The organism is Herbiconiux flava (assembly GCF_013409865.1).
Classification (GTDB): domain Bacteria; phylum Actinomycetota; class Actinomycetes; order Actinomycetales; family Microbacteriaceae; genus Herbiconiux; species Herbiconiux flava.
In genome coordinates this window covers 2,981,836-3,007,185 of sequence record NZ_JACCBM010000001.1, presented here as the reverse complement: position 1 = coordinate 3,007,185, position 25,350 = coordinate 2,981,836, and the positions used below count along the sequence as shown (strand labels likewise).

At 71.2% G+C, this 25,350-nt stretch carries 23 protein-coding genes; 12 read left to right on the top strand and 11 right to left on the bottom strand.

Translation table 11 applies throughout. The features are described 5' to 3' along the window. Positions 1-3,834 (bottom strand): multifunctional oxoglutarate decarboxylase/oxoglutarate dehydrogenase thiamine pyrophosphate-binding subunit/dihydrolipoyllysine-residue succinyltransferase subunit, encoded by a 3,834-nt coding sequence (locus BJ984_RS14380; RefSeq protein ID WP_179548582.1) that lies wholly within the window; start codon positions 3,832-3,834, stop codon positions 1-3. Positions 3,835-3,973: 139 nt separating this feature from the next. On the opposite strand from BJ984_RS14380, the gene BJ984_RS14375 reads away from it, so the two are divergent. Together BJ984_RS14375 and BJ984_RS14370 are read left to right on the top strand one after the other, a co-directional pair. After that, entirely contained in the window at positions 3,974-5,362 is a 1,389-nt protein-coding gene (locus BJ984_RS14375; protein WP_179548581.1) for a hemolysin family protein, read from the top strand. Then, positions 5,355-6,395 carry a hemolysin family protein gene (locus tag BJ984_RS14370; protein ID WP_179548580.1) on the top strand — a complete coding sequence of 347 codons (1,041 nt, stop codon included), beginning with the start codon at positions 5,355-5,357 and terminating at the stop codon, positions 6,393-6,395. The genes BJ984_RS14375 and BJ984_RS14370 overlap by 8 nt, the downstream gene beginning before the upstream one ends. A 32-nt stretch (positions 6,396-6,427) precedes the next feature. Here the strand turns inward: BJ984_RS14370 and BJ984_RS14365 are convergent, their stop codons facing one another. Further along, positions 6,428-7,528, bottom strand: coding sequence for an NADH:flavin oxidoreductase/NADH oxidase (locus tag BJ984_RS14365; protein ID WP_179548579.1), 1,101 nt, complete (start codon positions 7,526-7,528; stop codon positions 6,428-6,430). Between BJ984_RS14365 and BJ984_RS14360 the strand changes: the two genes are divergently transcribed. Next, positions 7,527-8,429: an ADP-dependent NAD(P)H-hydrate dehydratase gene (locus BJ984_RS14360; RefSeq protein WP_179548578.1), complete on the top strand. Its 903-nt coding sequence runs from the start codon at positions 7,527-7,529 to the stop codon at positions 8,427-8,429. The two genes, BJ984_RS14365 and BJ984_RS14360, sit on opposite strands and share 2 nt — an antisense overlap. Before the next feature lie 28 nt (positions 8,430-8,457). On the opposite strand, the gene BJ984_RS14355 is transcribed toward BJ984_RS14360, so the two are convergent. Next, the gene (locus BJ984_RS14355; RefSeq protein ID WP_179548577.1) at positions 8,458-9,147 is read right to left on the bottom strand and encodes a YceI family protein; all 690 of its coding nucleotides are present in this window, start codon (positions 9,145-9,147) and stop codon (positions 8,458-8,460) included. Between the two features lie 157 nt (positions 9,148-9,304). Between BJ984_RS14355 and BJ984_RS14350 the strand changes: the two genes are divergently transcribed. Together BJ984_RS14350 and BJ984_RS14345 are read left to right on the top strand one after the other, a co-directional pair. Next, positions 9,305-10,612, top strand: coding sequence for a glycosyltransferase 87 family protein (locus BJ984_RS14350; RefSeq protein WP_179548576.1), 1,308 nt, complete (start codon positions 9,305-9,307; stop codon positions 10,610-10,612). Further along, a complete protein-coding gene (locus BJ984_RS14345; RefSeq protein ID WP_173181234.1) occupies positions 10,560-10,883 on the top strand; it encodes a thiamine-binding protein in 324 nt (107 codons plus the stop codon). Before BJ984_RS14350 ends, BJ984_RS14345 begins: the two co-directional genes overlap by 53 nt. A gap of 13 nt (positions 10,884-10,896) precedes the next feature. On the opposite strand, the gene BJ984_RS14340 is transcribed toward BJ984_RS14345, so the two are convergent. The 6 genes from BJ984_RS14340 to BJ984_RS14315 all read right to left on the bottom strand — a co-directional run bounded on the left by BJ984_RS14340 (position 10,897) and on the right by BJ984_RS14315 (position 17,979). Then, a complete protein-coding gene (locus tag BJ984_RS14340) occupies positions 10,897-11,604 on the bottom strand; it encodes a response regulator (protein WP_271206550.1) in 708 nt (235 codons plus the stop codon). 22 nt (positions 11,605-11,626) lie between these two features. After that, complete coding sequence (locus BJ984_RS14335) at positions 11,627-12,940, bottom strand: hypothetical protein (protein ID WP_179548575.1); 1,314 nt, start codon at positions 12,938-12,940, stop codon at positions 11,627-11,629. Continuing rightward, positions 12,937-14,100 carry a sensor histidine kinase gene (locus BJ984_RS14330; protein WP_179548574.1) on the bottom strand — a complete coding sequence of 388 codons (1,164 nt, stop codon included), beginning with the start codon at positions 14,098-14,100 and terminating at the stop codon, positions 12,937-12,939. The genes BJ984_RS14335 and BJ984_RS14330 overlap by 4 nt, the downstream gene beginning before the upstream one ends. A 163-nt stretch (positions 14,101-14,263) precedes the next feature. Further along, positions 14,264-15,469 (bottom strand): homoserine O-acetyltransferase MetX, encoded by a 1,206-nt coding sequence (metX, locus tag BJ984_RS14325; RefSeq protein ID WP_179548573.1) that lies wholly within the window; start codon positions 15,467-15,469, stop codon positions 14,264-14,266. 78 nt (positions 15,470-15,547) lie between these two features. Further along, a complete protein-coding gene (locus BJ984_RS14320) occupies positions 15,548-16,873 on the bottom strand; it encodes a bifunctional o-acetylhomoserine/o-acetylserine sulfhydrylase (RefSeq protein ID WP_179548572.1) in 1,326 nt (441 codons plus the stop codon). A 32-nt stretch (positions 16,874-16,905) separates the two neighbouring features. After that, a complete protein-coding gene (locus BJ984_RS14315) occupies positions 16,906-17,979 on the bottom strand; it encodes an acyltransferase family protein (protein ID WP_179548571.1) in 1,074 nt (357 codons plus the stop codon). Positions 17,980-18,044: 65 nt separating this feature from the next. Here BJ984_RS14315 and BJ984_RS14310 point away from each other — a divergent pair, with 65 nt between their 5' ends. Next, positions 18,045-18,818 (top strand): SDR family oxidoreductase, encoded by a 774-nt coding sequence (locus BJ984_RS14310; RefSeq protein ID WP_179548570.1) that lies wholly within the window; start codon positions 18,045-18,047, stop codon positions 18,816-18,818. 3 nt (positions 18,819-18,821) lie between these two features. Here BJ984_RS14310 and BJ984_RS14305 read toward each other — a convergent pair whose 3' ends face one another. After that, positions 18,822-20,315, bottom strand: coding sequence for an MFS transporter (locus tag BJ984_RS14305; RefSeq protein ID WP_179548569.1), 1,494 nt, complete (start codon positions 20,313-20,315; stop codon positions 18,822-18,824). Positions 20,316-20,373: 58 nt separating this feature from the next. Here BJ984_RS14305 and BJ984_RS14300 point away from each other — a divergent pair, with 58 nt between their 5' ends. From BJ984_RS14300 to BJ984_RS14275, 6 genes are all read left to right on the top strand, one after another. Beyond that, positions 20,374-20,943 (top strand): phosphoribosyltransferase, encoded by a 570-nt coding sequence (locus BJ984_RS14300; RefSeq protein WP_179548568.1) that lies wholly within the window; start codon positions 20,374-20,376, stop codon positions 20,941-20,943. Beyond that, entirely contained in the window at positions 20,940-21,671 is a 732-nt protein-coding gene (locus BJ984_RS14295) for a type 1 glutamine amidotransferase family protein (protein ID WP_179548567.1), read from the top strand. The genes BJ984_RS14300 and BJ984_RS14295 overlap by 4 nt, the downstream gene beginning before the upstream one ends. Continuing rightward, complete coding sequence (locus tag BJ984_RS14290) at positions 21,668-22,366, top strand: uracil-DNA glycosylase (protein ID WP_179548566.1); 699 nt, start codon at positions 21,668-21,670, stop codon at positions 22,364-22,366. The genes BJ984_RS14295 and BJ984_RS14290 overlap by 4 nt, the downstream gene beginning before the upstream one ends. A 35-nt stretch (positions 22,367-22,401) precedes the next feature. Next, positions 22,402-22,992, top strand: coding sequence for a GNAT family N-acetyltransferase (locus tag BJ984_RS14285; RefSeq protein ID WP_179548565.1), 591 nt, complete (start codon positions 22,402-22,404; stop codon positions 22,990-22,992). Positions 22,993-23,000: 8 nt separating this feature from the next. Then, complete coding sequence (locus BJ984_RS14280; protein ID WP_218870082.1) at positions 23,001-24,431, top strand: amidase; 1,431 nt, start codon at positions 23,001-23,003, stop codon at positions 24,429-24,431. 82 nt (positions 24,432-24,513) lie between these two features. After that, positions 24,514-24,900: an SIP domain-containing protein gene (locus tag BJ984_RS14275; RefSeq protein WP_173181222.1), complete on the top strand. Its 387-nt coding sequence runs from the start codon at positions 24,514-24,516 to the stop codon at positions 24,898-24,900. Between the two features lie 22 nt (positions 24,901-24,922). Here the strand turns inward: BJ984_RS14275 and BJ984_RS14270 are convergent, their stop codons facing one another. Beyond that, positions 24,923-25,309, bottom strand: coding sequence for a Fe-S oxidoreductase (locus BJ984_RS14270; protein WP_179549477.1), 387 nt, complete (start codon positions 25,307-25,309; stop codon positions 24,923-24,925). Positions 25,310-25,350: the final 41 nt, after the last annotated feature.

Below are 25,350 nucleotides of genomic sequence, written 5' to 3'. Positions count from 1 at the left end.
CTAGCTGAGCGCTCGGGCGATCAGCGCCGCCTGCTCGGTGGCGTGGCGCTTCGCGCTTCCGGCGGCGGGGGAGGCCGCGGCGGGGCGCGACACCACCGAGACGGTGCGGCCCTCGAGGTGACGGGCCAGCTCGGTCAGGATGAACGGCCAGGCGCCCTGGTTCTGGGGCTCGTCCTGCACCCAGACCAGCTCGGCGTTCGGGTAGCCGGAGAGCGTGGCCGTGATCTCCTCGATCGGCAGCGGGTAGTACTGCTCGAGCCGAACCAGGGCGATGGCCTCGTTCGGGTTCTTCTGCAGCTCGCTGGCGAGGTCGTAGTGGATCTTGCCCGAGTGCAGCAGCACCTTGGTGACGGCGCCCTTGTCGGTGATGCGGCCGTCGTCGATTACCGGCTGGAAGCGACCCGTCGTCAAGTCCTCGACCGAGCTCGTCGCACCGCGCAGGCGCAGCATCGCCTTCGGGGTGAAGACGATCAGGGGCTTGCGGGGCCGGGCGTAGGCCTGGCGGCGCAGGAGGTGGAAGTACGACGCGGGGGTCGAGGGGCGGGCGACCGTCATGTTGTCCTCGGCGCACATCTGCAGGTAGCGCTCGATGCGGGCGGAGGAGTGGTCGGGGCCCTGGCCCTCGTAGCCGTGCGGCAGCAGGAGCACGAGCGACGAGCGCTGGCCCCACTTCTGCTCGGCCGAGGAGATGAACTCGTCGATGATGATCTGGGCGCCGTTGGCGAAGTCGCCGAACTGGGCCTCCCAGAGCACGAGCGCGTCGGGGCGCTCGACCGAGTAGCCGTACTCGAAGCCCATGGCCGCGTACTCGCTCAGCAGCGAGTCGTAGATCCAGAACCGGGCCTGCTTGTCGCTGAGGTTCGCGAGCGGCAGCCACTCCTGGCCGTTCTCGCGGTCGTGCAGCACGGCGTGGCGCTGCACGAACGTTCCGCGACGCGCATCCTGACCGGCGAGGCGCACCGGGGTGCCCTCGTTCAGCAGGGAGCCCAGCGCGAGCAGCTCGCCGAAGGCCCAGTCGATGCCGCCGTTCCGGCTCATGTCGACGCGCTTGGTGAGCAGCTGCTGCAGCTTCGGGTGCACCGTGAAGCCCGCGGGCTTGTTGTCGAAGGCGTCGCCGATGGAGTGCAGGGCGTCGAGCGACACGGCCGTCTCGAAGGGTGCCGTGGTGCTGTCGTCGCGCTGCGCCTCGGGGCGCTCGAGGTCGGACACCGCCTGGGTGTCGGCCGTGATCACCGGGATCGACGCGGTCTGCGCCGCGTGCGTCTCGGCGAAGGCGCGCTCGAGGCGGTCCTGGAAGTCGCGGTGCGCGGCCTCGTACTCCTCTTCGGTGATGTCGCCGCGGCCGACGAGGGCCTCGGTGTACAGCTTGCGCACGGAGCGCTTCGCCTCGATCAGGTTGTACATCAGCGGCTGGGTCATCGAGGGGTCGTCGCCCTCGTTGTGCCCTCGGCGGCGGTAGCAGATCAGGTCGATGAAGACGTCGCGGTGGAACTTCTGGCGGTACTCGAACGCGAGCTGCGCCACCCGCACGACCGACTCGGGGTCGTCGCCGTTCACGTGGAAGATCGGCGCCTGGATCGTCTTCGCCACGTCGGTGGAGTACACCGAGCTGCGCGACTCGCTGGGCGGGGTGGTGAAGCCGACCTGGTTGTTGATGTTGACGTGGATGGTGCCGCCGGTGCGGTAGCCCCGCAGCTGCGACATCTGCAGCGTCTCGACCACGACGCCCTGGCCCGCGAGGGCCGCGTCGCCGTGGATCAGGATCGGCAGGGTGGAGAAGGTGCCGATCGGCTTCCGGTCTTGCTTGGCGCGCACGATGCCCTCGAGCACACCGTCGGCGGCCTCGAGGTGCGAGGGGTTCGCGGCGAGGTAGACCGGGATCTCCTTGCCGTCGGAGGCGGTGAACGTGCCCTCGGTGCCGAGGTGGTACTTCACGTCGCCCGAGCCCTGCACGGTGCGCGGGTCTTGAGTGCCCTCGAACTCGCGGAAGATCTGGCCGTAGGTCTTGCCGGCGATGTTCGTCAGCACGTTCAGGCGGCCACGGTGCGCCATGCCGATGGCGACCTCGTCGAGGCCCTCCTCGGCGGCGCCCTGGATGATCGCGTCGAGCAGCGCGATGGTCGACTCGCCGCCCTCGAGCGAGAAGCGCTTCTGTCCGACGTACTTGGTCTGCAGGAACGTCTCGAAGGCCTCGGCCTCGTTCAGCTTCTCCAGGATGCGCATCTGCTCGTCGTGGCCGGGCTTGGCGTAGGGGCGCTCGATCTTCTCCTGGATCCACCGACGCTGCGCCGGGTCCTGGATGTGCATGTACTCGATGCCGATCTTGCGGCAGTAGGAGTCGCGCAGCACACCGAGGATGTCGCGCAGGTAGGCCTGGCGGGTCAGCCCGAACTCGCCGGTGACGAACTCGCGGTCGAGATCCCAGAAGGTCAGACCGTGGGTCGCGATGTCGAGGTCGGGGTGCGTGCGCTGTCGGTACTCCAGCGGGTCGATGTCGGCCATCAGGTGGCCGCGCACCCGGTAGGCGTTGATCAGCTCCTGCACGCGGGCCGTCTTGTCGATGGCGCTGGCCTCGTCGACGGAGATGTCTGCGGCCCAGTGGATGGGCTCGTAGGGGATGCGCAGCTCGGCGAAGATGTTCTCGTAGAAGCCGCGCTCCCCGAGGAGGAGCTCGTGCACCTTCTTCAGGAACTCGCCCGAGCCGGCACCCTGGATGACGCGGTGGTCGTAGGTGCTGGTGAGCGTGATGATCTTGCCGATGCCGAGGTCGGAGAGCACGCGGGGCGAGGCGCCCTGGAACTCGGCCGGGTACTCGAGGGCGCCGGCGCCGATGATCGCACCCTGGCCCTTCATGAGGCGCGGCACCGAGTGCACCGTGCCGATGCCGCCCGGGTTCGTGAGCGAGATCGTGGTGCCCTGGAAGTCGGTGGCGGTGAGCTTGTTGCCGCGGGCGCGGCGCACGAGGTCTTCGTAGGCGGCGAGGAACTCGTTGAACGACATCGTGTCGGCGCGCTTGATACCGGGCACCAGGAGGGCGCGGGTGCCGTCGGGCTTGGGGATGTCGATCGCGATGCCGAGGCCCACGTGGGCGGGGGCGACGACCGAGGGCTTGCCGTCGACCTCGTCGTAGTAGACGTTCTGGCTCGGGAACTCCTTCAGCGCCTGCACGAGCGCCCAGCCGATGAGGTGGGTGAAGGAGACCTTGCCGCCGCGGGCGCGGCGCAGGTGGTTGTTGATCACGATGCGGTTGTCGATCAGCAGCTTGGCCGGGATCGAGCGGACGCTCGTGGCGGTGGGCACCGTGAGGCTGGCATCCATGTTCGTGGCGAGGGACTTGGCCATGCCGCGGAGCGGGCTGACGACGTCCTTCTCGGCGTCGGCGGCGGCCTGGTCTGCGGCCTCCTCGGCGGTGCTCTTGCGGGTCGAGGGCGCCTCGGCCGGGATGGGCTGCGGCTTCGCCTCGATGCTGGTGGTCTTCGCGACCGGCTGGGTCGCGGCGCGGGCACCGGAGGCCTCGGCGACCTGGGCCGACTCGGTCTGCGGCACGGGCGCGGCGGTCTCGGCCGGGGCTGCGCCCTGGTCGGCGGCGGGCGCGGTGCCCTGCTCGGTGGGCGCAGCGGCGGGCGTGCTGCCCTGGCCCGCCGCCGGTGCGGCTGCGCCCGACTTCGCCTGCTGGTGCGAGCGGTAGCTCTCGAGCACCGGCCACCACGACTTGTCGACCGAGTCCTTGTCGGCGAGGTACTGCTCGTACAGCTCGTCGACGAGCCATTCGTTCGCGCCGAACTCGCCCGACGCGCCCTCGTCTGTATTCGTACCCGTCAATTGGCTAGCCAAAGCCGATCGCCCACTTCCCGTTGCCTCGTGATGGCACGTGCCGGTGTCTGCTTCGCTGCGTGTTCACGCGCGGACACGTGCACCTTCAACCCTAAACCTTTCCCGGTGCCGTTCGGGCGGCTGTAGAGTCAGGGAGACAATGGCTCTCGAATGGATCTTGCTCGGTGTCGGGCTGCTGCTCACGGTCGGCACGGGGTTCTTCGTGGCCAGCGAGTTCTCGCTCGTCAACCTCGACCGCTCCGATCTCGAGGCGCGCTCCGCCCGCGGTGAGAAGGGCCTCCAGCCGGCCATCACCGCGCTCCGGCACACCTCGACGCACCTCTCCAGCGCCCAGCTCGGCATCACCCTGACCACGCTGCTCACGGGCTACACCATGGAGCCCGCCGTCTCGAGCCTGCTCGAGGCCCCGCTCACCGGGATCGGCATCCCCGAGGGCGTCGTGCCCGCCATCAGCGCCACCGTGGGCATCCTGTTCGCCACGCTGCTCTCGATGATCGTCGGCGAGCTCGTGCCGAAGAACTTCGCGCTGGCGCTGCCGCTCAAGACGGCGCGCATCGTGGTGCCGTTCCAGCTCGCGTTCACGATGGTGTTCCGCCCGGCGGTGGCACTTCTGAACAACAGCGCGAACGCTCTGCTGCGGCTGATCGGCATCGAGCCGAAGGAGGAGCTGTCGGGCGCGCGCACCGCCGAGGAGCTCTCCTCGCTCGTGCGCCGCTCTGCGGTGCAGGGCAGCCTCGACGTCGACACGGCGACGCTGCTGAACCGCACGCTCCTCTTCTCCTCGCACGACGCCTCCGACGTGATGACCCCGCGGCCGCGCATCGTGAGCGTCAAGCGCGACGAGTCGGCGTGGGCCGTGCTCGAGCTCGCCCGCACCACCGGCCACTCGCGCTTCCCGGTCGTCGACGACGACATCGACGACATCGTCGGGCTGGTGCACGTGAAGCAGGCGGTCTCCATTCCCCGCGACCGGCGCGGCGACGTGCCCGCCGTGGCGATCATGACCGAGACGGTGCGCGTGCCCGAGACGATGACCCTCGACCTGCTGCTCGGGGAGCTCCGCGGGCAGGGCTACCAGATGGCCGTCGTGATCGACGAGTACGGCGGCACGGCCGGGGTCGTCACGCTCGAGGACCTCGTGGAGGAGCTGGTGGGCGAGCTCGTCGACGAGCACGACCGCTCCCGTGCCGGCGTCGTGCGCACCCGGGCCGGCACCACCTTCCCCGGCATGCTCCGGCCCGACGAGCTGGCCGACCAGGCCGGCATCGACGTTCCCGAGGACGGGCCCTACGAGACCGTCGCCGGCTTCGTGATGAGCGTGCTCGGCCGGATGCCCGTGGTGGGCGACACGGTCGCCCTGCCCGACGGCGCCCTGCGGGTCGAACGGCTCGACGGCCGACGCATCGACCGGCTGCGCTTCGTGCCCTCGCCCGCCGTCGACCCCGAGGCCCCTGAACAGGAGACGTCCGACGGCGCCGCGGGCACGAGTGGCGCCACGAGCACCAAGACAGAGGTGCCCCGTGGCTGACTGGCTCGGGATCGTCTGGCTCGTCGTGCTGCTGGCCGGCAACGCCTTCTTCGTCGCGGCCGAGTTCGCCGTCATCTCCGCCCGCCGCTCGCAGATCGAGCCGCTGGCCGAGCAGGGCAAGGCGAGCGCGAAGACGGCGCTCTGGGCCATGGAGCACGCGACGCTCATGCTCGCCACCACGCAGCTCGGCATCACGGTGTGCTCGCTGCTCATCCTCAACGTCTCCGAGCCCGCCATCCACCACCTGCTCGAGGGCCCGCTGCACCTGGTGGGGCTGCCCGAGGAGGCCAGCGGCGCGGTCGCCTTCGTCATCACGCTCGTGCTCGTGTCGTTCCTGCACGTCGTGCTGGGGGAGATGGTGCCGAAGAACATCTCGTTCTCGGTGCCCGACCGCGCGGTGCTCCTCCTCGCGACGCCGCTCGTCGCGATCGCCCGGGTGCTGAAGTTCGCCATCGTCGCCCTGAACGCCACCGCCAACGGAGTGCTCCGGCTGTTCCGGGTCGAGCCGAAGAGCGAGGCCGCCAGCGCCTTCACCCTCGACGAGGTGTCGACGATCGTCGCGCAGTCTCAGAAGGAGGGCGTGCTCTCCGACACGGCGGGCACGCTCACCGCGGCGTTCGAGTTCACGGCCAAGACGGTCGCCGACGTGGCCGTCCCCCTCGACTCGCTCGTCAGCCTGCCGCCCGACGCGACGCCCGCCGACGTCGAACGGGCCGTGGCAAAGTACGGCTTCTCGCGCTACGTGCTGCTCGACGACGAGGGGATGCCCGCCGGCTACGTGCATCTCAAGGACGTGATCGACCTCGACGACGACGAGTTCGACGACCCGATCCCCGCGAAGCGCGTGCGCCAGCTGCCCTCCCTGTTCGAGAAGACCGAGCTGGAGGACGCCCTGGCGAGCATGCGCAAATCAGGTGCCCATCTCGCCCGCTCGTTCACCGAGTCGGGCGTGACCACGGGCGTGCTGTTCCTCGAGGACATCATCGAGGAGCTCGTCGGCGAGGTGCACGACGCCACTCGGCGGGTGCGTTAGCCGATCTCCTGCCGTGGCTGTGGGTCGGTCGGCTAGCGGGCCGGGCGGGCCCGCACGTACTGCGGCGCCCAGTAGTCGATGTCCTCGCCGAGCTCCTCGGCGGCGCGCAGGGCGAAGTGCGGGTCACGCAGCAGCTCGCGCGCCAGCATCACGGCGTCGGCGCGCCCCGACGCGACCACGTCCTCGGCCTGCTGCGGCGTCGTGATGAGACCGACGGCCGAGACGGGCACCCCTGAGCCGTCCTTGACGGTCTCGGCGAGCGGCACCTGGTAGAGCGGGCCGACCGGGATGCTCTGATGCCGCACGTTCCCGCCGCTGGACACGTCGACCAGGTCTCCGCCGGCGTCGCGCACCCACCCCGAGACGATCGTGGTCTCCTCCTCGTTCCAGCCGCCCTCGGCCCAGTCCGTCGCGGACAACCGAACGAACACCACCAGCTCGTCGCCGACCGCGGCCCGCACGGCGCGGACGACCTCGAGCACGAGGCGCGCCCGGTTCTCCAACGAGCCGCCGTAGGCGTCGGTGCGCGTGTTCGAGAGAGGGGAGAGGAACTGGTGCAGCAGGTAGCCGTGGGCGGCGTGCACCTCGAACACCTCGAAGCCGGCCTCCCGGGCGCGGCGGGCCGCGTCACCGAAGGCGGCGACGAGCGCGGGCAGTTCGGCGGCGTCGAGCGCGCGGGGCTCGGCGTAGTCGCCGAACGCGATCGCGGACGGCGCGACGGTCGGCCAGCCGCCGTCCTCGGCGGGCACGGTGCCGCGCCGGGCGTCCCACGGGCGGAACGTCGAGGCCTTTCGGCCGGCGTGGGCGAGCTGGATGGCCGGAACCGCCCCCTGGGCGCGGATGAAGGCGGCGATACGCGCGAGGGCGTCACGCTGGCCGTCGTTCCAGAGGCCGAGGTCCTGGGGGCTGATCCGTCCCTCGGGCACGACCGCCGTGGCCTCGGTCATCACGAGGCCCGCGCCGCCGGCCGCGAACTGGCCGAGATGCATCAGGTGCCAGTCGGTGGGCACGCCGTCGCGCGCCTCCACCGAGTACTGGCACATCGGCGCCACCCAGACCCGGTTGCGGGTGGTGACGGAGCGCAGGGTGAACGGACGGAACAGAGCGGTCTGGGGCACGTATCGTGGAACCATGTCCGACCCCGCCGCTATTCCCGACGCCCGCGCCGACGCACCCGTCCAGTGGCGCGACTGGACCGAGCTCGCCGCCTCCGGGAGCATCGCGGTGCCCGGACCCGACGACGACAAGTACAGCCGCGGGGTGCTCGGCGTGGTCACCGGCAGCGACGAGTTCCCGGGCGCCGCGGTGCTCGGCGTGGACGCCGCGGTGCGCACCGGCGTCGGCATGGTGCGCTACCTCGGTGCGGCCCGCGCGGCCGACCTCGTGCTGCGGCGCCGGCCCGAGATCGTGACGGCCCCTGGCCGGGTGCAGGCGTGGCTGATCGGCTCGGGCCAGAGCTCCGACACGCGGGACGAGGAGACGACCGCCGCCCTCGATCACGCGATCGCCGACGGAGTGCCGCTCGTCGTCGACGCCGGCGCCCTCGACCTCGTCGACCGCCTCGGGGCGCCGGCCGTGCTCACCCCGCACGCGGGCGAGCTGGTCACCCTGCTGAAGAGGATCGGCACCCGGATCGACCGCGCCACCGTCAGCGCCGACCCGGAGCGCTGGGCCGCCCGCGCGGCCGACGCCACCGGGCACGTCGTGCTGCTCAAGGGGCGCACGACACACGTCTGTGCGCCGCTGGCCGGCGCCAGCCCCCGGGTCGGGGCGCGGGTGCAGGCGCCGTCGAGCTGGGCGGCCACCGCGGGCAGCGGGGACGTGCTGGGGGGGATCGTCGGATCCCTCGTCGCGACGCACTCGGACGAGGTGCTCGCCGACCCCGAGCTGCTGGTCGCCCTGGCGGCCACGGGAGCGTTCGTGCACGCCTGGGCGGCGGAGCGCGCATCCGATCGCGGACCCATCGCGGCCCTCGACATCGCCGAGGCCGTGCCCCGCGTGATCGCCCGCCTGGTCAGCGGCGTCGCCGACTGACCTCGGCAGCGAGAACCGGTCCAGCCCGTCAGGACGCGGGCGCCGCCACCAGGTCGATGTCGATGTGCGCCGTGTCGGAGGCCCCCACCACGGCCAGGGCCGTGCTCGAGAAGCCGTAGTCGGAGAGCGCGATCGGGATGCTGCCGGTGAGCGTTCCCGACTCGCCGTCGAAGCCGATCTCGGCCTGCGCCTGCACCTCATGGCTGATGCCGCGCACCGTGAGCGTGCCGGTGATGGTCGTCTCGACCGGGTCGCCGCCCGCCTCGGGCAGGGCCACCGGGTCGGAGAGCACGAACGAGGCCGTCGAGTTGCCGCCGGTGGCCGCGAGCAGGGCGCTCAGCACCGCGTTGCGCGGCCCGCCGTCGCCCGCCAGCGTGGCGAGGTCGACCATGAACTCGGCCGTGGTGATGGTGTCGCCGGTGCGGGCGATGACGCCCGAGATCTCGTCGGTCTCGGCCGAGACGAGGTCGTCTCCCGAGGCGCTCTCCATGCGGTAGCCGATGGAGGAGGAGCGGTCGATCGAGAAGCTCGTCGACTCGTCGGCGCCGTCGAGCTGGTCGTCGGGGGTGCCGAAGACGGTCGGCATGACGGCCTGCACCGTGGCGCTCTGATCGAGCGTCATGCTGCGCGCGAGGATCGGCACGGCGACCAGGGCGACGGCGCCGATGGCGGCGACCGAGGCCATCAGGGCGACGGCGGTCTTGGCGGATCTGTTCACGAAGGACTTCCGGTTCGGTGGGAGTGACTCCAGTGAACCAAGGAAAGGTGGTTGCGGGCTGAGAACGACCGGTGCGCGCCCTGGGCCGCGGTTCCCGGCCCGGCCGCACGGCCCACGCACACGGGCCACCCACGGGGCACACCCTAGGATGACCCTCGTGCTGACACGCCTCCACCGCCTCGCGGCCAACCCCCTCGTGCTCTGGGCGGCCTTCCTCGCCCTCCACGTCTGGCTCGGCTACGACGGTCTCACGCACCCGAACCAGCCCTTCGGCGACGTCACCAGCGTCTACAAGGGCTGGGTGGAGCAATCGCTCGACGGCTACCGGCTCGGCATCGACGGCCCGTGGGTCTACCCGATCCTCGCCTTCGTGCCGATGCTCGCGGCGATGGCGCTCGGCCCCGGCCTCTACGGCATCGGCTGGATGATCGTGGTGGGCATCGCGAACGCGGCGATCTTCGCCTACCTCACCACCCGCCGCCGGGCCGGCCACGGTGCGGCCGCGCGACCCCTCGAGACGGGGGAGCGGCTGCGCCTCGCCGCCGCGTGGTGGTGGCTGCTCTTCCTGCTGCTGCTCGGGCCCGTCGCCGTCGGGCGCATCGACATCGTCACCGTCGACATCGTGATCGCCGGGCTGCTCGTCGCCCGCAACCGTCCGGTGCTCGCGGGCGTGCTGCTCGCGATCGCCACCTGGGTGAAGGTCTGGCCCGCGGCCATGATCGCCGCCGTCGTCATCACACTGCGTCGACGGATGCGCGCGGCCGTCGCCGCGGCCGTCACCCTCGTCGCGGTGCTGGCCGTCGCCCTCGCACTCGGCGCCGGCCTGAACGCCTTCAGCTTCGTCTCCGAGCAGACCGGCCGAGGGATGCAGGTCGAGGCCCCGGCCTCGGTGTTCTGGCTCTGGTCGGCCTACGCGGGCGGCAGCTCCGAGGTCTACTACGACATGGAGATCCTGACCTTCCAGGTCACCGGCCCGGGCAGCGACGTCGCCGCGATGCTGATGACCCCGCTGCTCGTGGTCGCGGTCGCCGCGGTGCTGCTGTTCGCCGTCTACGTGGTGCGGAAGGGCGCTCCCGCGACGCACGTGCTGCCACCCCTCGCCCTGGCACTCGTGATGGCGCTGATCGTGTTCAACAAGGTGGGCTCGCCGCAGTTCATGGTGTGGCTGTCGGCCCCGATCATCCTGGGCGTCGTCACCCAGGGACGGCGGTTCTTCTGGCCCGCCGTGCTCGCGTTCGTGATGGCCGGGCTGACCCAGGTGATCTACCCGGTCGCCTACGACGCGATCCTCGGGCTCGACCCGGTGATGCTCGCGGTGCTCACCCTGCGCAACCTGCTGAGCATCACGATGCTCGTGATCGCGGTGGCGATGCTGTGGCAGAGTAGACGCGGATCGGGAAAGGCGGATCAGCATGCTCGTGGCGTTTTCGGTGGCACCGTCGGGCGGGGCCTTCCCCGCGGGTGAGGGCGACGGGGCGAGCGTGCACGACGCCGTCGCCGCCGCGGTCGAGGTGGTGCGGGCATCCGGACTGCCGAACTCGACCGACTCGATGTTCACGACGATCGAGGGCGAGTGGGACGAGGTGTTCGACGTCGTCAAGCGCGCGACCGAGGCCGTCGGTGCCTACGGCTCGCGGGTCTCGCTCGTGCTGAAGGCCGACATCCGGCCCGGGCACTCGGGAGAGCTGACCGGCAAGGTCGAGCGCCTCGAAGCGGCGCTGGAGCGCCGCAGCTAGCTCGGCAGCACGCCTAGCTCGGCAGCACGTCGTCCTCGAAGTCGTCGGCCGTCTGGTTGCCGAGGTACTCGTCGCGGGGCAGCAGTCCGTCCTGGATCGCGCGCTTCCGCAGTGCCACCTTGGTGCCCACGTCGATGCCCACGAGGCGGTACTTCTCGCGGATGCGCTTGAGGTACGACTTCGCCGTCTCCTCCGAGATGTCGAGCGCCTTCGCGACCTGCTTCACGGGTTCGCCGCCGCCGTACAGAGCCATCACGCGGCGCTCCTGGGCCGAGAGGCGCGGCGAGGAGTCGAGGTCGTCGGCCGCCAGGGCCAGGTCGAGCTCGGTGGAGATGAAGCTGTCGCCGGCCGAGGCGGCGCGGATGGCCTCGACGATCATGTCGGCCTCCTCGCTCTTCACCAGGTAGCCGAGCGCGCCGGCCGCGATGGCCTCGCGCACCACGACGGGCTCGGAGTAGGTGCTCATCAGCACGGTCTTCACGCCGGCCGACTTCAGTGCCCGCAGCTTCACCGAGACCGGCAGGTTGTCCTTCAGGTCGAGGTCGAGCAGCACGACGTCGACCGGGAACTCCGGGTGGGTGAGCAGGTCGGGCCAGGTGGTCACGGCCGCGACCATGGAGATGTCGTCGGCGGCGCCGCGGATCCACTCGGTCAGGGCGCCGAGGAGCATCCGGTGGTCGTCGACGATGGCCAGTCGGATCGGTTCGCGTGTGATCGTCACCACAGGTCTCCTTCTGTCCGGCTCACCGTGAGGCGTCCGGCACGACAACGTGGGCGTCGACACTGACCCGGAGGCGGCCGGTGCGGCCGTCGACGGAGTACTGGCCGACTCGGGAAAGTGCCGACCAGACAGCCGGGTCGATGCGGCGCCGGGGGATGCCGCCGACCGACATGACTATCGGGAGCACCATCCTATCCAGAGCGTCGGGCCCGCTGAGGGAGCCGGGCCGTCCGATCTCGACATCGATGGTGGGGGTGTAGCGGCCGGATTCGTCGACGATCAGCCAGACCGTCGAGAGCAGTCCGTCGCGCTGGCCGGCCTCGAGGTAGCCGGCGAGGCCGTCGGGGTCGATCAGCCGCACGGCGGAGGCGAGGTACTCGGAGTCGGCGACGGCGTGGTGCAGCCAGGTCTCGCGCCGCCCGGCGACGAGCAGCCGGCGCAGGTCGGTGGCGAGACCGGATGCGGTGGCCGCCTCCGAGCGGTCCAGCGGCAGGGTGGTGCGGCCGCTGGCGACGTCCTGCAGCAGTTCCTCGGCGGCGAGGTCGAGGCGGGCCAGCTCCGCCGAGGCGAGGAGCCCCAGTCCGTAGCGGGGGGCGGTGATCGTGCTCTCGGCCACGGTGCGGTCGAGTTCGCGCTGCACCAGGCGGCCGAAGGAGCGCACCACGATCACGCCGGCGAAGAGCGGGGCGACGGCGAGGGACACCTGCTGGCCGGTGTACGCGACGCCGTCGGGGTCGATCAGGGCGACCACCACGATGTTGCTGAGCTCGACGACCGTGAGGCCGACGGCGGCGAACAGCACCTGGTTCACCGGGCGGAAGGTGGAGCAGGCGAGGAGGGTCGCGCCGACCCCGATCGGCACCGAGACGTAGTTCGTGCCCGGGGAGTTCCAGACGGCCACGTGGTCGAGGGTGAGGGCGACCGCACCGGCCGCGAGCAGCCCGATCCAGGCCGCCGACGGCAGGCTGCCCCGGGTGCGCCGCGCGATCATCACGGACGCCGCGAACGAGCCGATCACGATCAGCCACCCCGCGATGCTGAACCCGACGAGCTCGTTGCGGTCGTAGGTCCAGCCGAGCGAGAACAGGCCGCGCAGCACGAGCAGAGCGCCGATGATCACGGCCCCGATGCCGAGGTAGCCGATGCCCAGGCGGGAGTCGCGGGCGATGCCCTGTCGCACGGCGTCGACCGCGTCGGGGCCGAGCCGCCTCGCCCGCACGAGCTGGGTGAGCGCTCCGTCGGGGTCGGCACTGCGCATGCGGCTGCGCGTGCCGGCGCCGGGCGTGAAGGTGACGGGGGTCGGCTGTGCCGGCTGCTGCCGATCCTGCTCCGTCACTTCGGCACCTCCAGCACGACCGTCGTGCCGGCGCCGGGGGAGGAGAACAGCCGCACCTTGCCGCCCACGTCGCGTACCCGAGCCATCACCGATTCGGCGAGGCCCAGCCGCTCGATGTCGACGGTGTCGAGGTCGAAGCCGACCCCCGCATCCGTCACCATGGCCCGCACCGAGGTGTCGTCCTCGGAGATGGTGACGTCGGCGGAGCCCACCTGGGCGTGCCGGCGCACGTTCTCGAGGCACTCGGAGAGCGAGAGCAGGAAGGCGTCGAGCACGTGCGACGGCAGCAGGATCTGGCCGCTGCCGTGCCAGGCGACCTGCAGACCCATCCGCCCGAAGCGCTGCTTGACCGACTCGAGCGTGTGGCCGAGGTCACCCGTCTCGACGTGCTCGAGCGTGTAGCCGCCCGAGGAGCGGGGCATCGGCGTGCCGCCGAGACGGAGCTGGCGCAGCAGCCGGGCGTCCTCGCCGGCCTGCTTGCGCAGGGCCTCGGGCTTCACGCCGATGCCCGAGTGCGCGAGCAGCGTCAGGGTCGCGAGCACGGTGTCGTGCAGCAGGCGGGCGCTGCGCCGGCGCTGCGCCTCGAACTCGCTCGCCTGGCGCTCCACGGCGTGGGCCCGGCCGAGGCGGGCCATGCCGCCGAAGGCCCGACGCAGGCTCGCCGACAGCCAGGTCGCGGTGATGAACAGGGCCACCCAGCCGGCGACGATCGACACGATCACGAACGGCGCCCGCCCGGTCGGCCAGGTGATGACGGTGGTGATCGCCAGCACGGGGAGGTAGGCCGGCACGACGATCCAGAGCAGGCGCCGCGTTGTCGCGACGGTGAGGATGAGCGTGGGGATCGCCGTGGACGCGAAGAACGTCACGGCGCCCGTCGTGGCCACGTCGGGGATCAGGGTGTCGGAGAGGGCGAAGCTCGCGAGGGTGAGGAGGCTGAGGGCGTAGACGATGCCGGGCCAGAGCAGGGAACGGGCGCTGCCGACGAGGTAGAACCCGAGGCCGGTGAGGGCGAACAGCACCACCGGCACGGCGATCTGCTCGAGCCGGCCGAGGTTCGCCAGCACCACCGATCCGAGCGAGGCGCCGGTGAACAGGATGCCGAGATCGCGCGCCGACCGGGTGAGGAGCTTTCGCCGTTCACGGTCGGTCCTGGGCACAGTCTGAATAGTACAGGCGGGCCTCCCCACAACGGGGGCGTCGACCAACTCGACACTTGTCGCTAACATGGAAGCAGTTCCGGGGGGAAATGCACCGGGGGTCGTCGAGGCGGCCCCCGGTTTTCTCATGCTCAGGGGGTCGTCGAGGCGGCCCCCGGTTTTCTCATGTCGCCAGCAGCCTGGCGATCTCCCGCCCGACGACGTCGAACTCGATCAGGAACCCGTCGTGGCCGAACTTCGACTCGATCACCACGGGCCGGTCGCCGTCGAGCGTGTTCGGCAGGTGCCGGGCGATCAGCTCCTGATCGGCGACGGGGAACAGCCGGTCGCTGTCGATGCCGACCACGAGCGCCGTCGCCCGCACCGACTCGAGGGCCGCCTGCACACCCGCCCGGCCGCGTGCGAGGTCGTGCGAGTTCATCGCCTCGACCAGCGTGATGTAGCTGTTGGCGTCGAACCGCCGGGTGAACTTGTTGCCGTGGAAGTCGAGGTAGGACTCGACCGCGAACCGGCCGCCGCCGCCCAGCGGGTCGAGACCGCTCTGCCAGCTGCGCCGGAACCGGTCGTTCAGCTCGCTCGGGCTCCGGTAGTTCAGCAGCGCCATCCGTCTGGCGAGCGCCAGCCCGTGGTGCGGCCCGTCGCCGTCGGCGGCGTCGTAGTAGTCGCCGCCGTTGAAGGCCGGGTCGGCGCGGATGGCCTGCACCTGCACCGAGTTCAGCCCGATCTGGTCGGCCGAGCTGAAGGCGGGCGCCGCGATCACGGCGATCCGCTCCATCGCCTCGGGGTAGCGCACCGCCCACTCGAGCACCTGCATGCCGCCCATCGAGCCGCCCACGACGGCCGCCCAGCGGTCGATGCCGAGCACCTCGGAGAGCGCGTGCTGCGCCCGCACCTGGTCGACGATGGTGGTGAACGGGAAGCGGGCGCCCCACTCCGCCCCGTCGGGCGCCATCGACGAGGGCCCGGTGGTGCCCTGGCAGCCGCCCAGCATGTTGGGGGCGACCACGAACCAGCGGTCGGTGTCGATCGGCAGGCCCGGCCCCACGAGCCCCGGCCACCAGCCGTCGGTCGGATGCCCGGGCTCGGCCGGATGGTTCAGGTTGCTGTCGCCCGTGAGGGCGTGCAGCACGAGCACCGCGTTGTCCCGCGCGGGGGACAGGGTGCCGTAGCTCTGGTACGCGATCTGCACGTTCGGCACGGTCTCGCCGGTCTCGAAGACCACGTCGCCGATCGCCGCGAACGAGCGCCGGCCCACGGGATCACCGACCCGCCAGGCTCCGGAGGCGGGCGGCTTGCCGAGCACCGAACGGATCTGGGCGTCGGTGACGAAGCCGCTCGGAACCGTGTCCTCGTTCGTCTGCCAGTCCATGTCGTTGTCGATTCTGCACGAGAAGGGGGCCCGCTGCGCGATTGTTACGCGCGCCGGGCCCCCTCGGGGAGATGACGATCAGACGGCGTTGGCCGCGACCACCTGGCGGGCGGCCTCGAGACCCGACTCGAGGTCGGTCTTCAGGTCGTCGATGTTCTCCAGGCCGACCGACAGCCGCACGAGGCCCGGGGTCACGCCCGCGGTCAGCTGCTGCTCCGGCGTCAGCTGCGAGTGCGTTGTGGAGGCGGGGTGGATGACCAGCGACCGCACGTCGCCGATGTTCGCCAGGTGGCTGAACAGCGACAGGCTCTCCACGAAGCGGGCGCCGGCGTCGACGCCGCCCTTCAGCTCGAAGCTGAGCACCGCGCCCACGCCCTTCGGGGCGTACCTGTTGGCCGCCGCGTACCAGGGGCTCGACGGCAGTCCGGCGTAGTACACGGTGGCCACGTCGGGGTGGGCGTCGAGCCACTCCGCGATCTCCTGGGCGTTCTGCACGTGCCGCTCGATGCGCAGCGACAGGGTCTCGATGCCCTGGATCAGCTGCCACGCGCTGGCCGGCGCGATCGAGGCGCCGAGGTCGCGCAGGAGCTGCACGCGCGCCTTGATGATGTACGCGATCGGGTCACCCAGGGCGCCGGTGTAGCTGACGCCGTGGTACGAGGGGTCGGGCTCGGTGAGCCCCGGGAACTTCTCGGTGTTCTTCGACCACTCGAAGCGGCCGCCGTCGACGATGATGCCGCCGATGACGGTGCCGTGACCGCCGAGGAACTTCGTGGCCGAGTGTACGACGATGTCGGCACCGTGCTCGAACGGGCGGATGAGGTACGGGGTGGCGATCGTGTTGTCGACGATCAGCGGCACGCCGCTCTCGTGGGCGACGCCCGAGACGAGCTCGATGTCGAGGATGTTGATCTTCGGGTTGCCGATGGTCTCGGCGAAGAACAGCTTCGTGTTCGGGCGCACGGCGCGGCGCCACTCCTCGGCGTCGTCCTGGTCCTCGACGAAGGTGGTCTCGATACCGAGCTTCGCAAGCGTGTACTTGAACAGGTTGTAGGTGCCGCCGTAGATCGACGACGACGAGACGATGTGGTCGCCCGCCTGCGCGATGTTCAGCACGGCGAAGGTCTCGGCGGCTTGACCCGAGGCCACCAGCAGCGCTGCCGTGCCTCCCTCGAGGGCCGCCACCCGCTGCTCCACCACGTCCTGCGTGGGGTTGTGGATGCGCGTGTAGATGTTGCCGAACTCGGCCAGGGCGAACAGGTTCTTCGCGTGGTCGGCATCGTTGAAGACGTACGAGGTGGTCTGGTAGATCGGCGTCGCCCGTGCGTTCGTCGTCGGGTCGGGCTGCGCGCCGGTGTGGATCTGCTTGGTCTCGAACTTCCAGTTCGCTGCGGAATCGCTCATGTCTTGGAGAGTAGGGCCGCCGCGACCGGCGATCAATCGCGCGCGACGCGGGGCGTAACGAACAGCCAGCGTGCCCGCGGCTCGACGAGCGGCCGGGTGACCCGGCGCACGGGCTTCGAGGCCAGCAGGAGGGTGAGGAGCACACTGAACACGATCATCCCGACCAGCAGCAGGTCGTTCTGCGGCCCGCTCAGCACACCCGACTCGCGGATGGGGTAGAGCACGAACGAGTGCAGCAGGTACACGTACATGGTCGCCTGGCCGAGCGGCGAGAACCAGGTGGCACTGCGGGGCATCAGCACGAGGAAGGCGAAGACCAGGATGCCCGCCAGCGCGATCACGCCGAGCCGCACGGCCCCGGCCCACCACTCGTCGTAGCCGAAGGCGGGGTAGGCCTCCTCGAACAGCAGGAAGCGCCGCAGCTTGATCTCGCGGAGGAGCGGCACGTTCAGTGCGATCACCAGCGCCAGCACGGCGAAGACGAGGATCGCCCCCGCCCGCACCAGCCGCACGGTGCCGACGGACGCCCGCAGCCAGATCGCGGTCAGCGGCAGCTGCCGCAGCCGCCAGCCCAGCACGAAGAAGGGCAGCAGCGTGAGGGTGCGATCGAGCGCGAAGACGCCGCCGATGCCCGGCAGGTAGCCCGAGGCCACCGAGATGGCGATCGCGATCAGCAGCGGATGCTTCAGCAGCGCGAGATAGGGCAACGAGACGCGCCAGATGATCAGTGCCAGCAGGAACCACAGCGTCCACGAGGGCACGGCGTAGTCGAACGAGAGCGAGCCGGAGATGATCGAGTGGACGACCGACCAGATGGTCTCGAAGATCAGGTACGGCAGCACGAGGTCGGTGACGATGCGGCGCAGCTGCTTCGGGCCCGGAGCATCCGACTTGGCGAAATAGCCGGCCACGGCCACGAAGACGGGCACGTGGAAGGCGTAGATGAAGAGGTAGACGCCGTAGGCCGTATCCGACTCGGCGATCAGCTTGAGGATCGCGTGACCGGTGACCACCAGCAGGATCGCGACGAAGCGGGCGTTGTCCCAGAGCGGCTCGCGCTTGGGCCGGGAGGGGGCCCGCTCAGCAGGGGTGGCAGGAAGAGTCACCCTCTTCACACTACCTTTGTAGGCACGGAAGGGACCGGGGCGGTCCCGGTCGGAGAGGTTCGCTGATGAAGCGCGCGGTAGTGACAGGGGCGAGTTCGGGCATCGGGGCGGCGACGGTGCGCCGGCTGCGTCGGGACGGCTGGAGCGTCGTGGGCGTGGCCCGCCGGGCCGACCGGCTCGAGGAGCTGGCGGTCGAGACCGGCTGCGAGGTGTTCGTCGCCGACCTGACGCGGGCCGCCGACGTCGACGCCCTGCGGGACTTCCTCGCCGCGACCGGGGGCGTGAACGCGCTCGTGAACAACGCCGGCGGCGCCATGGGCCTCGACAGCGTCGAGAAGAGCGACGCCGACGACTGGCGATGGATGTTCGAGATCAACGTGCTCGCGGTCAAGCGTGTCACGGCCGCTCTGCTGCCGCTCCTGCGGGCATCCGTCGAGCCGGGCGGCTCCGCCGACGTCCTGATGGTCTCCTCGACCGCCGGCCACTTCTCCTACGAGGGCGGTGGCGGGTACAACGCCTCCAAGTTCGCGGTGCACTCGATGGTCGACGTGCTGCGGCTGGAGCTCAGCGGGGAGCCGATCCGCGTGCTCGAGGTCGCGCCCGGCATGGTGAAGACCGAGGAGTTCTCGCTGAACCGTTTCCGCGGCGACCAGGAGCGGGCCGACTCGGTCTACGACAACGTTCCCGACCCGCTGAGCGCGGACGACGTGGCGGCGACCATTGCGATGATGCTCGGGATGCCCGCGCACGTCAGCCTCGACCTCGTGATCGTGAAGCCGGTCGCCCAGTCGGCGGTGCACAAGATCGCGCGCGGCGAGCTGAAGGTCAAGGAGAGCTGAGGCTCACGGAGAGCTGACCGGGGACGGCGCCGGCCGCGCATCCGGAGCCGGATCGGCGAACGCGAGCTTCGGCACGAAGAACAGCAGCACCGCGGCCGCCAGCGCCCCACCGGCGCAGATCGCCCAGACCACGAGGTAGCCCGACAGGCTGGACGCGGTGGCCCCCACCGCGGTCGACGCCCCGTGGAACAGCACCACCGCGAACACGGCCGAGGCGAACGATCCGCCGATCGTCTTGGTCGTGTTCGTCAGCCCGGCCGCGATCCCCGTCTGCCCGGCGGGTGCGGCGGCGGCGGCCGCGGCGGGCAGGGCCCCCACGAGCGCGCCCGAGCCGAGCCCGGCGATCACCATGTTCGTCACCACCTGCCAGGTCTCCTGGTGGAACGGAAGGAACAGGGCATAGGCGATGGCCACCAGGAACGTCGCCGCGATCAGCGCGACCCGGGGGCTCGACCGCCTCGACACCAGCGGGAACAGCAGCGCGCCGACGATCATCGAGAGCAGGTAGGCGCCGATCAGGATCGAGCGGCTCGTCGCGGCGAGCCCCAGACCGTAGCCGTTCGCCGGATCGGTGCCGGCGAAGGTGCTGAGCGGCGCCTGGGCGCCCAGCAGGCTGATGCCCACGAGTCCGGCGGTGAGCTGCACGGGCCACATCGACGGCTGGCGGAGCACCCGCAGGTCGATCGCCGGATCCCTCTGCCGCAGCTCCCAGCGCCCGAACGGGATGAACGCCAGCACCCCCACGAGCATCAGCACCCACACCCACCAGGTTCCCGGCCCGTTCACCCGGAGGAAGGTCAGTCCACTCGTGATCAGCAGCAGCCCGATCGTGAGCAGGGTGAAGCCCACCACGTCGAGGGTGCGCTTCCCGGGCTCCGGCGTCGACTCGGGCACCCCGAACAGGATGACGAAGAACACCAGGGTCACCGCGATCGCCGGGATCGTCAGGGTCAGGCCGACGTCGCCTCCGAGGGCGGTGAACACGACGCCGCCCGCCAGCGCACCGACGATGGCACCGGTCTCGAGGGCGACCACGAGGAGGCCGGCGGCCCGGCGGGTCTGCGAGGCCGCCCGGCCGGAGCGGCGTCCGCGGTCGAAGATCAGCGCCACCTCGAGCGGCAGCCACACCACGTAGAAGCCCTGCAGCGCCCAGGCGACGAGGAAGCTCGTGAAGTCGTTCGCGACGACGAGCCACCAGCTGGCGCCGGCCGTCACCACGGTCGCGACCAGCAGCATCCGCTTGTGGCCCGTCATGTCGCCGAGCTTCGCCAGCACCGGCACCACGAGGGCCGACAGCAGCAGCTGCGCCGCCTCGAACCAGTTGAAGTCGGCGTCGCGGATGCCGAGATGCTGCACCAGGTCTGAGATCAGCGGCACGTAGTAGCCCTGCAGGATGCCGCTGGTCAGCTCGACCGCGAACAGGAAGCCGATCAGCGAGGCCGAGACGCCCAGCACGCCGCGGGCGGAGGGGGCGGCGGGAGTGACGGCGCTGGTCATGAACGGATGCTAGCGGCCGGGTCGTCCCGGTGGGCGGATTACCGATAGCGTTGCCTCCATGAATTCGGCCTCAGACGACGTGACCCTCGACGAATCGGTGGCCGTCCCGGCCGCCCCGGCCGCCGAGGAGGCCCCGGCCGCTTCCGAGCGCGAGGTGCTCGGCTGGCTCGAGTTCGGTGACGCATCCCGCTCGCTCGCCCGCGACATCGTCGAGAGCGGCTTCGAGCCCGACTTCGTGATCGCCATCGCCCGCGGCGGGCTGATCCCCGGCGGCGCCCTCGCCTACGCGCTCGGCGTGAAGAGCTGCGGCAGCCTGAACGTCGAGTTCTACTCCGACGTCGAGGAGACGCTGCCCGAGCCGATCATCCTGCCGCCGCTGCTCGACAACGAGCCGCTGATCGGCAAGAACGTGCTGCTCGTCGACGACGTCGCCGACTCGGGCCGCACCCTGGCCCTCGTGGTGGAGCTGCTCGAGAAGGTCGACATCACCGTGAAGTCGGCCACCCTGTACATCAAGCCGCGCTCCGTGATCGCCCCCGACTTCCACTGGAAGACGACCGACCGCTGGATCGTGTTCCCCTGGTCGGCACACCCTCCGGTGGGCGACGAGCGGTCGCTCGAGGCGTGAGCATCCACCTGATCGGCGGCGGCTGGCCGGTCGAGGACGAGGGCGCGGTCTACCGCCCCTTCTTCGACGAGCTCGCGGCGCACGCCGAGGCCGCCGGCAAGCTCGAGGGCGCCCGGCTCGCGATCGTGCTGGTGCGCGACGGCGACGCCCCCGAGAAGTACGCCGAGCTCGTGTCCGCCTTCGAGCTGCTCGGCAAGATCGAGCCGGTGGCCGTGCTGGCTCCTGAGAACGCGCCGATCGCGCCGGCGGCCTTCGCCGACGTCGACGGAATCGTCGTCTGGGGCGGCCTCACCCCCGCCTACCGCCAGTCGCTCGAGCCCTCCTTCCTCGAGCTGCGGCGCCTCGTCGCCTCCGGCGTGCCCTACCTCGGCTTCTCGGCCGGTGCCGCGATTGTCGCCGAGCGCGCGATCGTGGGCGGCTGGAAGATCGACGAGGTCGAGATCGGCGCCGAAGAGGCGTCCGAAGACCTCGAGCAGCTCACCGTCGCCGAGGGCCTCGGCCTGATCGATCTCGCGGTCGACGTGCACGCCGCCCAGTGGGGCTCGGTCTCGCGCCTGATCGCCGCGACCGAGGCGGGCCTGGTCGACGGCGGCGTGGCGATCGACGAGCACACCGGACTGGTCATCGGCGAGGGCCCCCTGTGGGTCGTCGGCCGTGGCAGCGTCTGGAAGGTCACGCCCGACTCGGGCAGCGTGCGCGTCTCGACGGCCGGCGCCGACCGGGCGTGAGCGCCACGGGGCAGTCACTCGGCGAGCTGGCCGAGCACGGGTTGATCGACGCGGGCTGGGCCGAGGCCCTCGCGCCCGTCGCACCGAGGATCGCCGCCATGGGCGACTTCCTGCGCGCCGAGGTGGCGGCCGGGCGGCCCTACCTCCCGGCCGGCGACGACGTGCTGCGGGCCTTCCGCGCGCCGCTCGCCGGGGTGCGGGTGCTCATCGTGGGGCAGGACCCGTACCCGACGCCCGGGCATCCGATCGGGCTCTCCTTCGCCGTCGAGCGCCACGTGCGCCCCGTGCCCCGGAGCCTCGCGAACATCTACCGCGAGCTCGACGACGACCTCGGGCTGCGGCCCGCCGAGCACGGCGACCTCTCCTCGTGGGGCGAGGCCGGCGTGATGCTGCTGAACCGCGTGCTGACCGTGCGGCCGGGGGAGCCCGCGTCGCACCGCGGCAAGGGGTGGGAAGAGGTGACCGAGCACGCCATCCGGGTGCTGGCCGAGCGGGGCACGCCGCTCGTCGCCGTGCTCTGGGGCAAGGACGCGGCGCGGCTGGAGCCGATGCTCGAGGGCGTGCCCGTGGTCTCGTCCGCGCATCCGAGCCCCCTGTCGGCCTCGCGCGGCTTCTTCGGCTCGAAGCCGTTCAGCCGGGTGAACGCGCTGCTCGAGCAGCAGGGCGCCGTGCCCGTCGACTGGACGGTGCGCTGACCCGCTCCGCATCCGGCGCTCGGTAGGCTGAACGCATGTTGGAAGAGGAGTACCAGCCGCGCCGTCAGCTGCCCCGCGCGCTGCGCCCCGCCCCCACCGAGAAGCCCCCGCTCGAGGTGCCGTTCGAGTACGAGCTGCGGGATGCGGTGGCCGGCGATCTGCCGTACATCCGCGAGATCTACAACCACTACGTCGCCAACACGGTCGTGACCTTCGACGAGGACGCGATGACCCTGAAGGAGTGGCGGCACAAGTTCGCCTGGACGCAGAAGGCGAACTACCCCTTCATCGTGGCGGTCTCACCCAGCGGCACCCTGCTCGGCTTCGCCTACGTCTCGGCCTGGAAGCAGAAGGCGGCCTACCGCCGCACGGTCGAGGACTCGATCTACCTGGGGCCGGCCGCCACCGGTAAGGGCCTCGGGAAGGTGCTGCTCGGTGAGCTGATCGACCGCTCGAAGAAGGCCGGCATCAAGGAGATGCTCGCGGTCATCGCCGACCAGGGCGCCGAGGCGTCGATCGCGCTGCACGAGCGCTTCGGCTTCAAGGAGGTCGGGCGGCTCGGCCGGGTCGGCTTCAAATTCGAGCACTGGCTCGGCACCGTGCTGCTGCAGAAGTCGCTGAAGTAGGGGAAGTCTTGCCCACGCAGATCCATGAGCTCGGCGCACTGCAGCAGTACCGGCTGCTGCAGCGCCGCGAGCTCGGGGTGCTCGAGGCCGTCGACCACTACCTCGAGCGCATCGAGCGCCTGAACCCGTCGCTCGGCGCCTTCCATACCGTCACGGTCGAGGCTGCGCGCGAGCGGGCCCGGATGCTCGACTCCTCCGACGACCGCACCGCGCTGCTCTGGGGGCTCGCCGTGGCCGACAAGGATCTGGTGCGCCGCGCCGGTGTGCGCACGACCTTCGGCTCGCGCCTGTTCGAGCAGTTCGTGCCCGAGGAATCGGACGAGCTCGCCCTGCAGCTCGACGCCGCCGGCACGGTGAGCCTCGGCAAGACCGCGACGCCCGAGTTCGGGCTGACGGGCTACACCGAGAGCAGCGTGGCGCCGCCCGCCCGCGATCCCTACGACCTGGCGCTCGGCGCGGGCGGATCGAGCGGGGGAGCGGCCGTCGCGGTCGCGGCCGGCCTGCTGCCGTTCGCGCCGGGCTCCGACGGCGGCGGCTCGATCCGCATCCCGGCGGCGGCCTGCGGGCTGGTCGGGCTGAAGCCCTCTCGCGGCCTCGTGCCCGCGGGCTCGGGGCAGGACTCGCTGGCCGGGCTGCCGGTCGCCGGTCCGATCGCCCGCACCGTGGTCGACGCCGCCCTGCTCCTGGACGGCATGATCGCCCGCACCGGCGACCGCATCCGCCACACCCACACGCTGCGCCCACCGGCCTACGACGACGGCCTGTTCCTCGGCGCCGCCGTGCGGGGCGAGGGCCGCTTCAGCATCGGCGTGACGACGAGCACCCCCTGGGAGCTCGTGCAGGAGATCCGGCTCGATCCGGCGGCGACGGATGCTCTCGCCGTCGCCCGCGACACGCTGGCCTCGCTCGGCCACGGCGTCGAGGAGTTCGCGCTCGAACCGGCCCCGGAGTACGGGCCCGCGTTCCGCACGATCTGGCAGGCCGGGGCCTCGACCCTGCCGGCCGACGACAGCACGGAGCACCTGCTCGAACCGCTCACGCGCTGGCTGATGCATCGCGGGCGCGCCCTGCCCGCGTCGGAGCTCGTGGCGGCCCTGGCCACGCTTTCGCGCTTCGAGCGCTCGATCGTGCGCCAGTTCGACCGCTTCGACGCGGTGCTCACGCCGACGCTCGCGCTCACGCCCCGGCCGGTCGGCTGGTACGACCGGGAGGAGGGGGAGCGCAACTTCGCGCAGCAGGTCGAGTACGCGCCCTTCACCTCCTACGTGAACGTGGCGGGGCTGCCGGCGATCACACTGCCCGTGCACCGCACGGAGGGCGGCATCCCGATGGGGGCGCAGCTGATCGGCCGGCCCGGGGGAGAGGCGACGCTGCTGGCCCTCGGAGCGCAGCTCGAGCGCCGGCTGCGCTGGGGTCGGATCCATCCGCCCCAGTGGTAGCGGGGTGCTCCGGCACCCGCATCCTGAAGGATCGCCGTAGGTGTGGCAATCCTAAGTAAGGCATGCCTATACTCATCAGGACATGTACTCGATCGCCTCTGACGCCACCCTCGTCTCCCGTGCCTCCGGCCGCGTGCTCCTCGCCGGAACCGAGGCCGACCTCGACGCCCTCCGGGCCCTCGTCGCCACCCTCGGCCACCGCGCCCGCGGGCAGGTCTTCGTGGAGGTGCCCACCGCCGCCGAGATCGACCCGATCGCGACGCCCGAGCGCGTCACCGTCACCTGGCTGCCGCGCGACGTGCGCAGCGGTGCCATGGGCACGGGTCTCGCCTGCGCTCCCGGTCAGGCCCTCGGCCGCGCGGTCACCGCGTGGATCGGCGAGATGTCGACGGGCGAACTCGAGCTCGACGGCGACGAGATCTGCGTCTGGCTCGGCCAGGCCGTGCCGGCCGAGCACCTCGCGGTTTAGCCGTTCTGCTGAGCCCTTCTCCTCAGCCCTTCTTGGGGCGGGGCAGGTAGTTGCCGTCTTCGAGGCCGGCTTCGATCTCGAAGTGGTTGTGCAGCGGGTCGCTGCCGGCCAGCGCGTAGAGCAGCGGGAACATCAGACCGTACTTCTTCCACTGGTGGCGGTGCACCGCCTCGTGCCGCAGCACGTGCGGGGCGTCGTTGCGGTCGGTGAGGTAGACGCCGCCGACGCAGGTTCCGCCGCGCTTGAAGGCCCACTTCGGCAGCCCGGTGCAGACGATCAGGCCGTCCTCGACCCGGCGCACGCGCCCGGTGCCGAGCACGGTGCCGTAGGTCGCGGCGACCGCGGTGGCGTAGAGGTAGCCGGCCCGGGCGAGCGGCGGGTAGTACAGGATGCTCCGCACGCGCTCCATGAGCGGCCCACCGGGGGCGGGCGTGGCGGGCCCCGGGGCGC

Coding starts and splice junctions, on each gene's coding strand:
- BJ984_RS14375 (WP_179548581.1), top strand. CDS start 3,974: ATGGCTCTCGAATGGATCTTGCTCGGTGTCGGGCTGCTGCTCACGGTC.
- BJ984_RS14360 (WP_179548578.1), top strand. CDS start 7,527: ATGTCCGACCCCGCCGCTATTCCCGACGCCCGCGCCGACGCACCCGTC.
- BJ984_RS14365 (WP_179548579.1), bottom strand. CDS start 7,528: ATGGTTCCACGATACGTGCCCCAGACCGCTCTGTTCCGTCCGTTCACC.
- BJ984_RS14345 (WP_173181234.1), top strand. CDS start 10,560: ATGCTCGTGGCGTTTTCGGTGGCACCGTCGGGCGGGGCCTTCCCCGCG.
- metX (WP_179548573.1), bottom strand. CDS start 15,469: ATGGACTGGCAGACGAACGAGGACACGGTTCCGAGCGGCTTCGTCACC.
- BJ984_RS14320 (WP_179548572.1), bottom strand. CDS start 16,873: ATGAGCGATTCCGCAGCGAACTGGAAGTTCGAGACCAAGCAGATCCAC.
- BJ984_RS14310 (WP_179548570.1), top strand. CDS start 18,045: ATGAAGCGCGCGGTAGTGACAGGGGCGAGTTCGGGCATCGGGGCGGCG.
- BJ984_RS14305 (WP_179548569.1), bottom strand. CDS start 20,315: ATGACCAGCGCCGTCACTCCCGCCGCCCCCTCCGCCCGCGGCGTGCTG.
- BJ984_RS14300 (WP_179548568.1), top strand. CDS start 20,374: ATGAATTCGGCCTCAGACGACGTGACCCTCGACGAATCGGTGGCCGTC.
- BJ984_RS14285 (WP_179548565.1), top strand. CDS start 22,402: ATGTTGGAAGAGGAGTACCAGCCGCGCCGTCAGCTGCCCCGCGCGCTG.
- BJ984_RS14275 (WP_173181222.1), top strand. CDS start 24,514: ATGTACTCGATCGCCTCTGACGCCACCCTCGTCTCCCGTGCCTCCGGC.
- BJ984_RS14270 (WP_179549477.1), bottom strand. CDS start 25,309: ATGGAGCGCGTGCGGAGCATCCTGTACTACCCGCCGCTCGCCCGGGCC.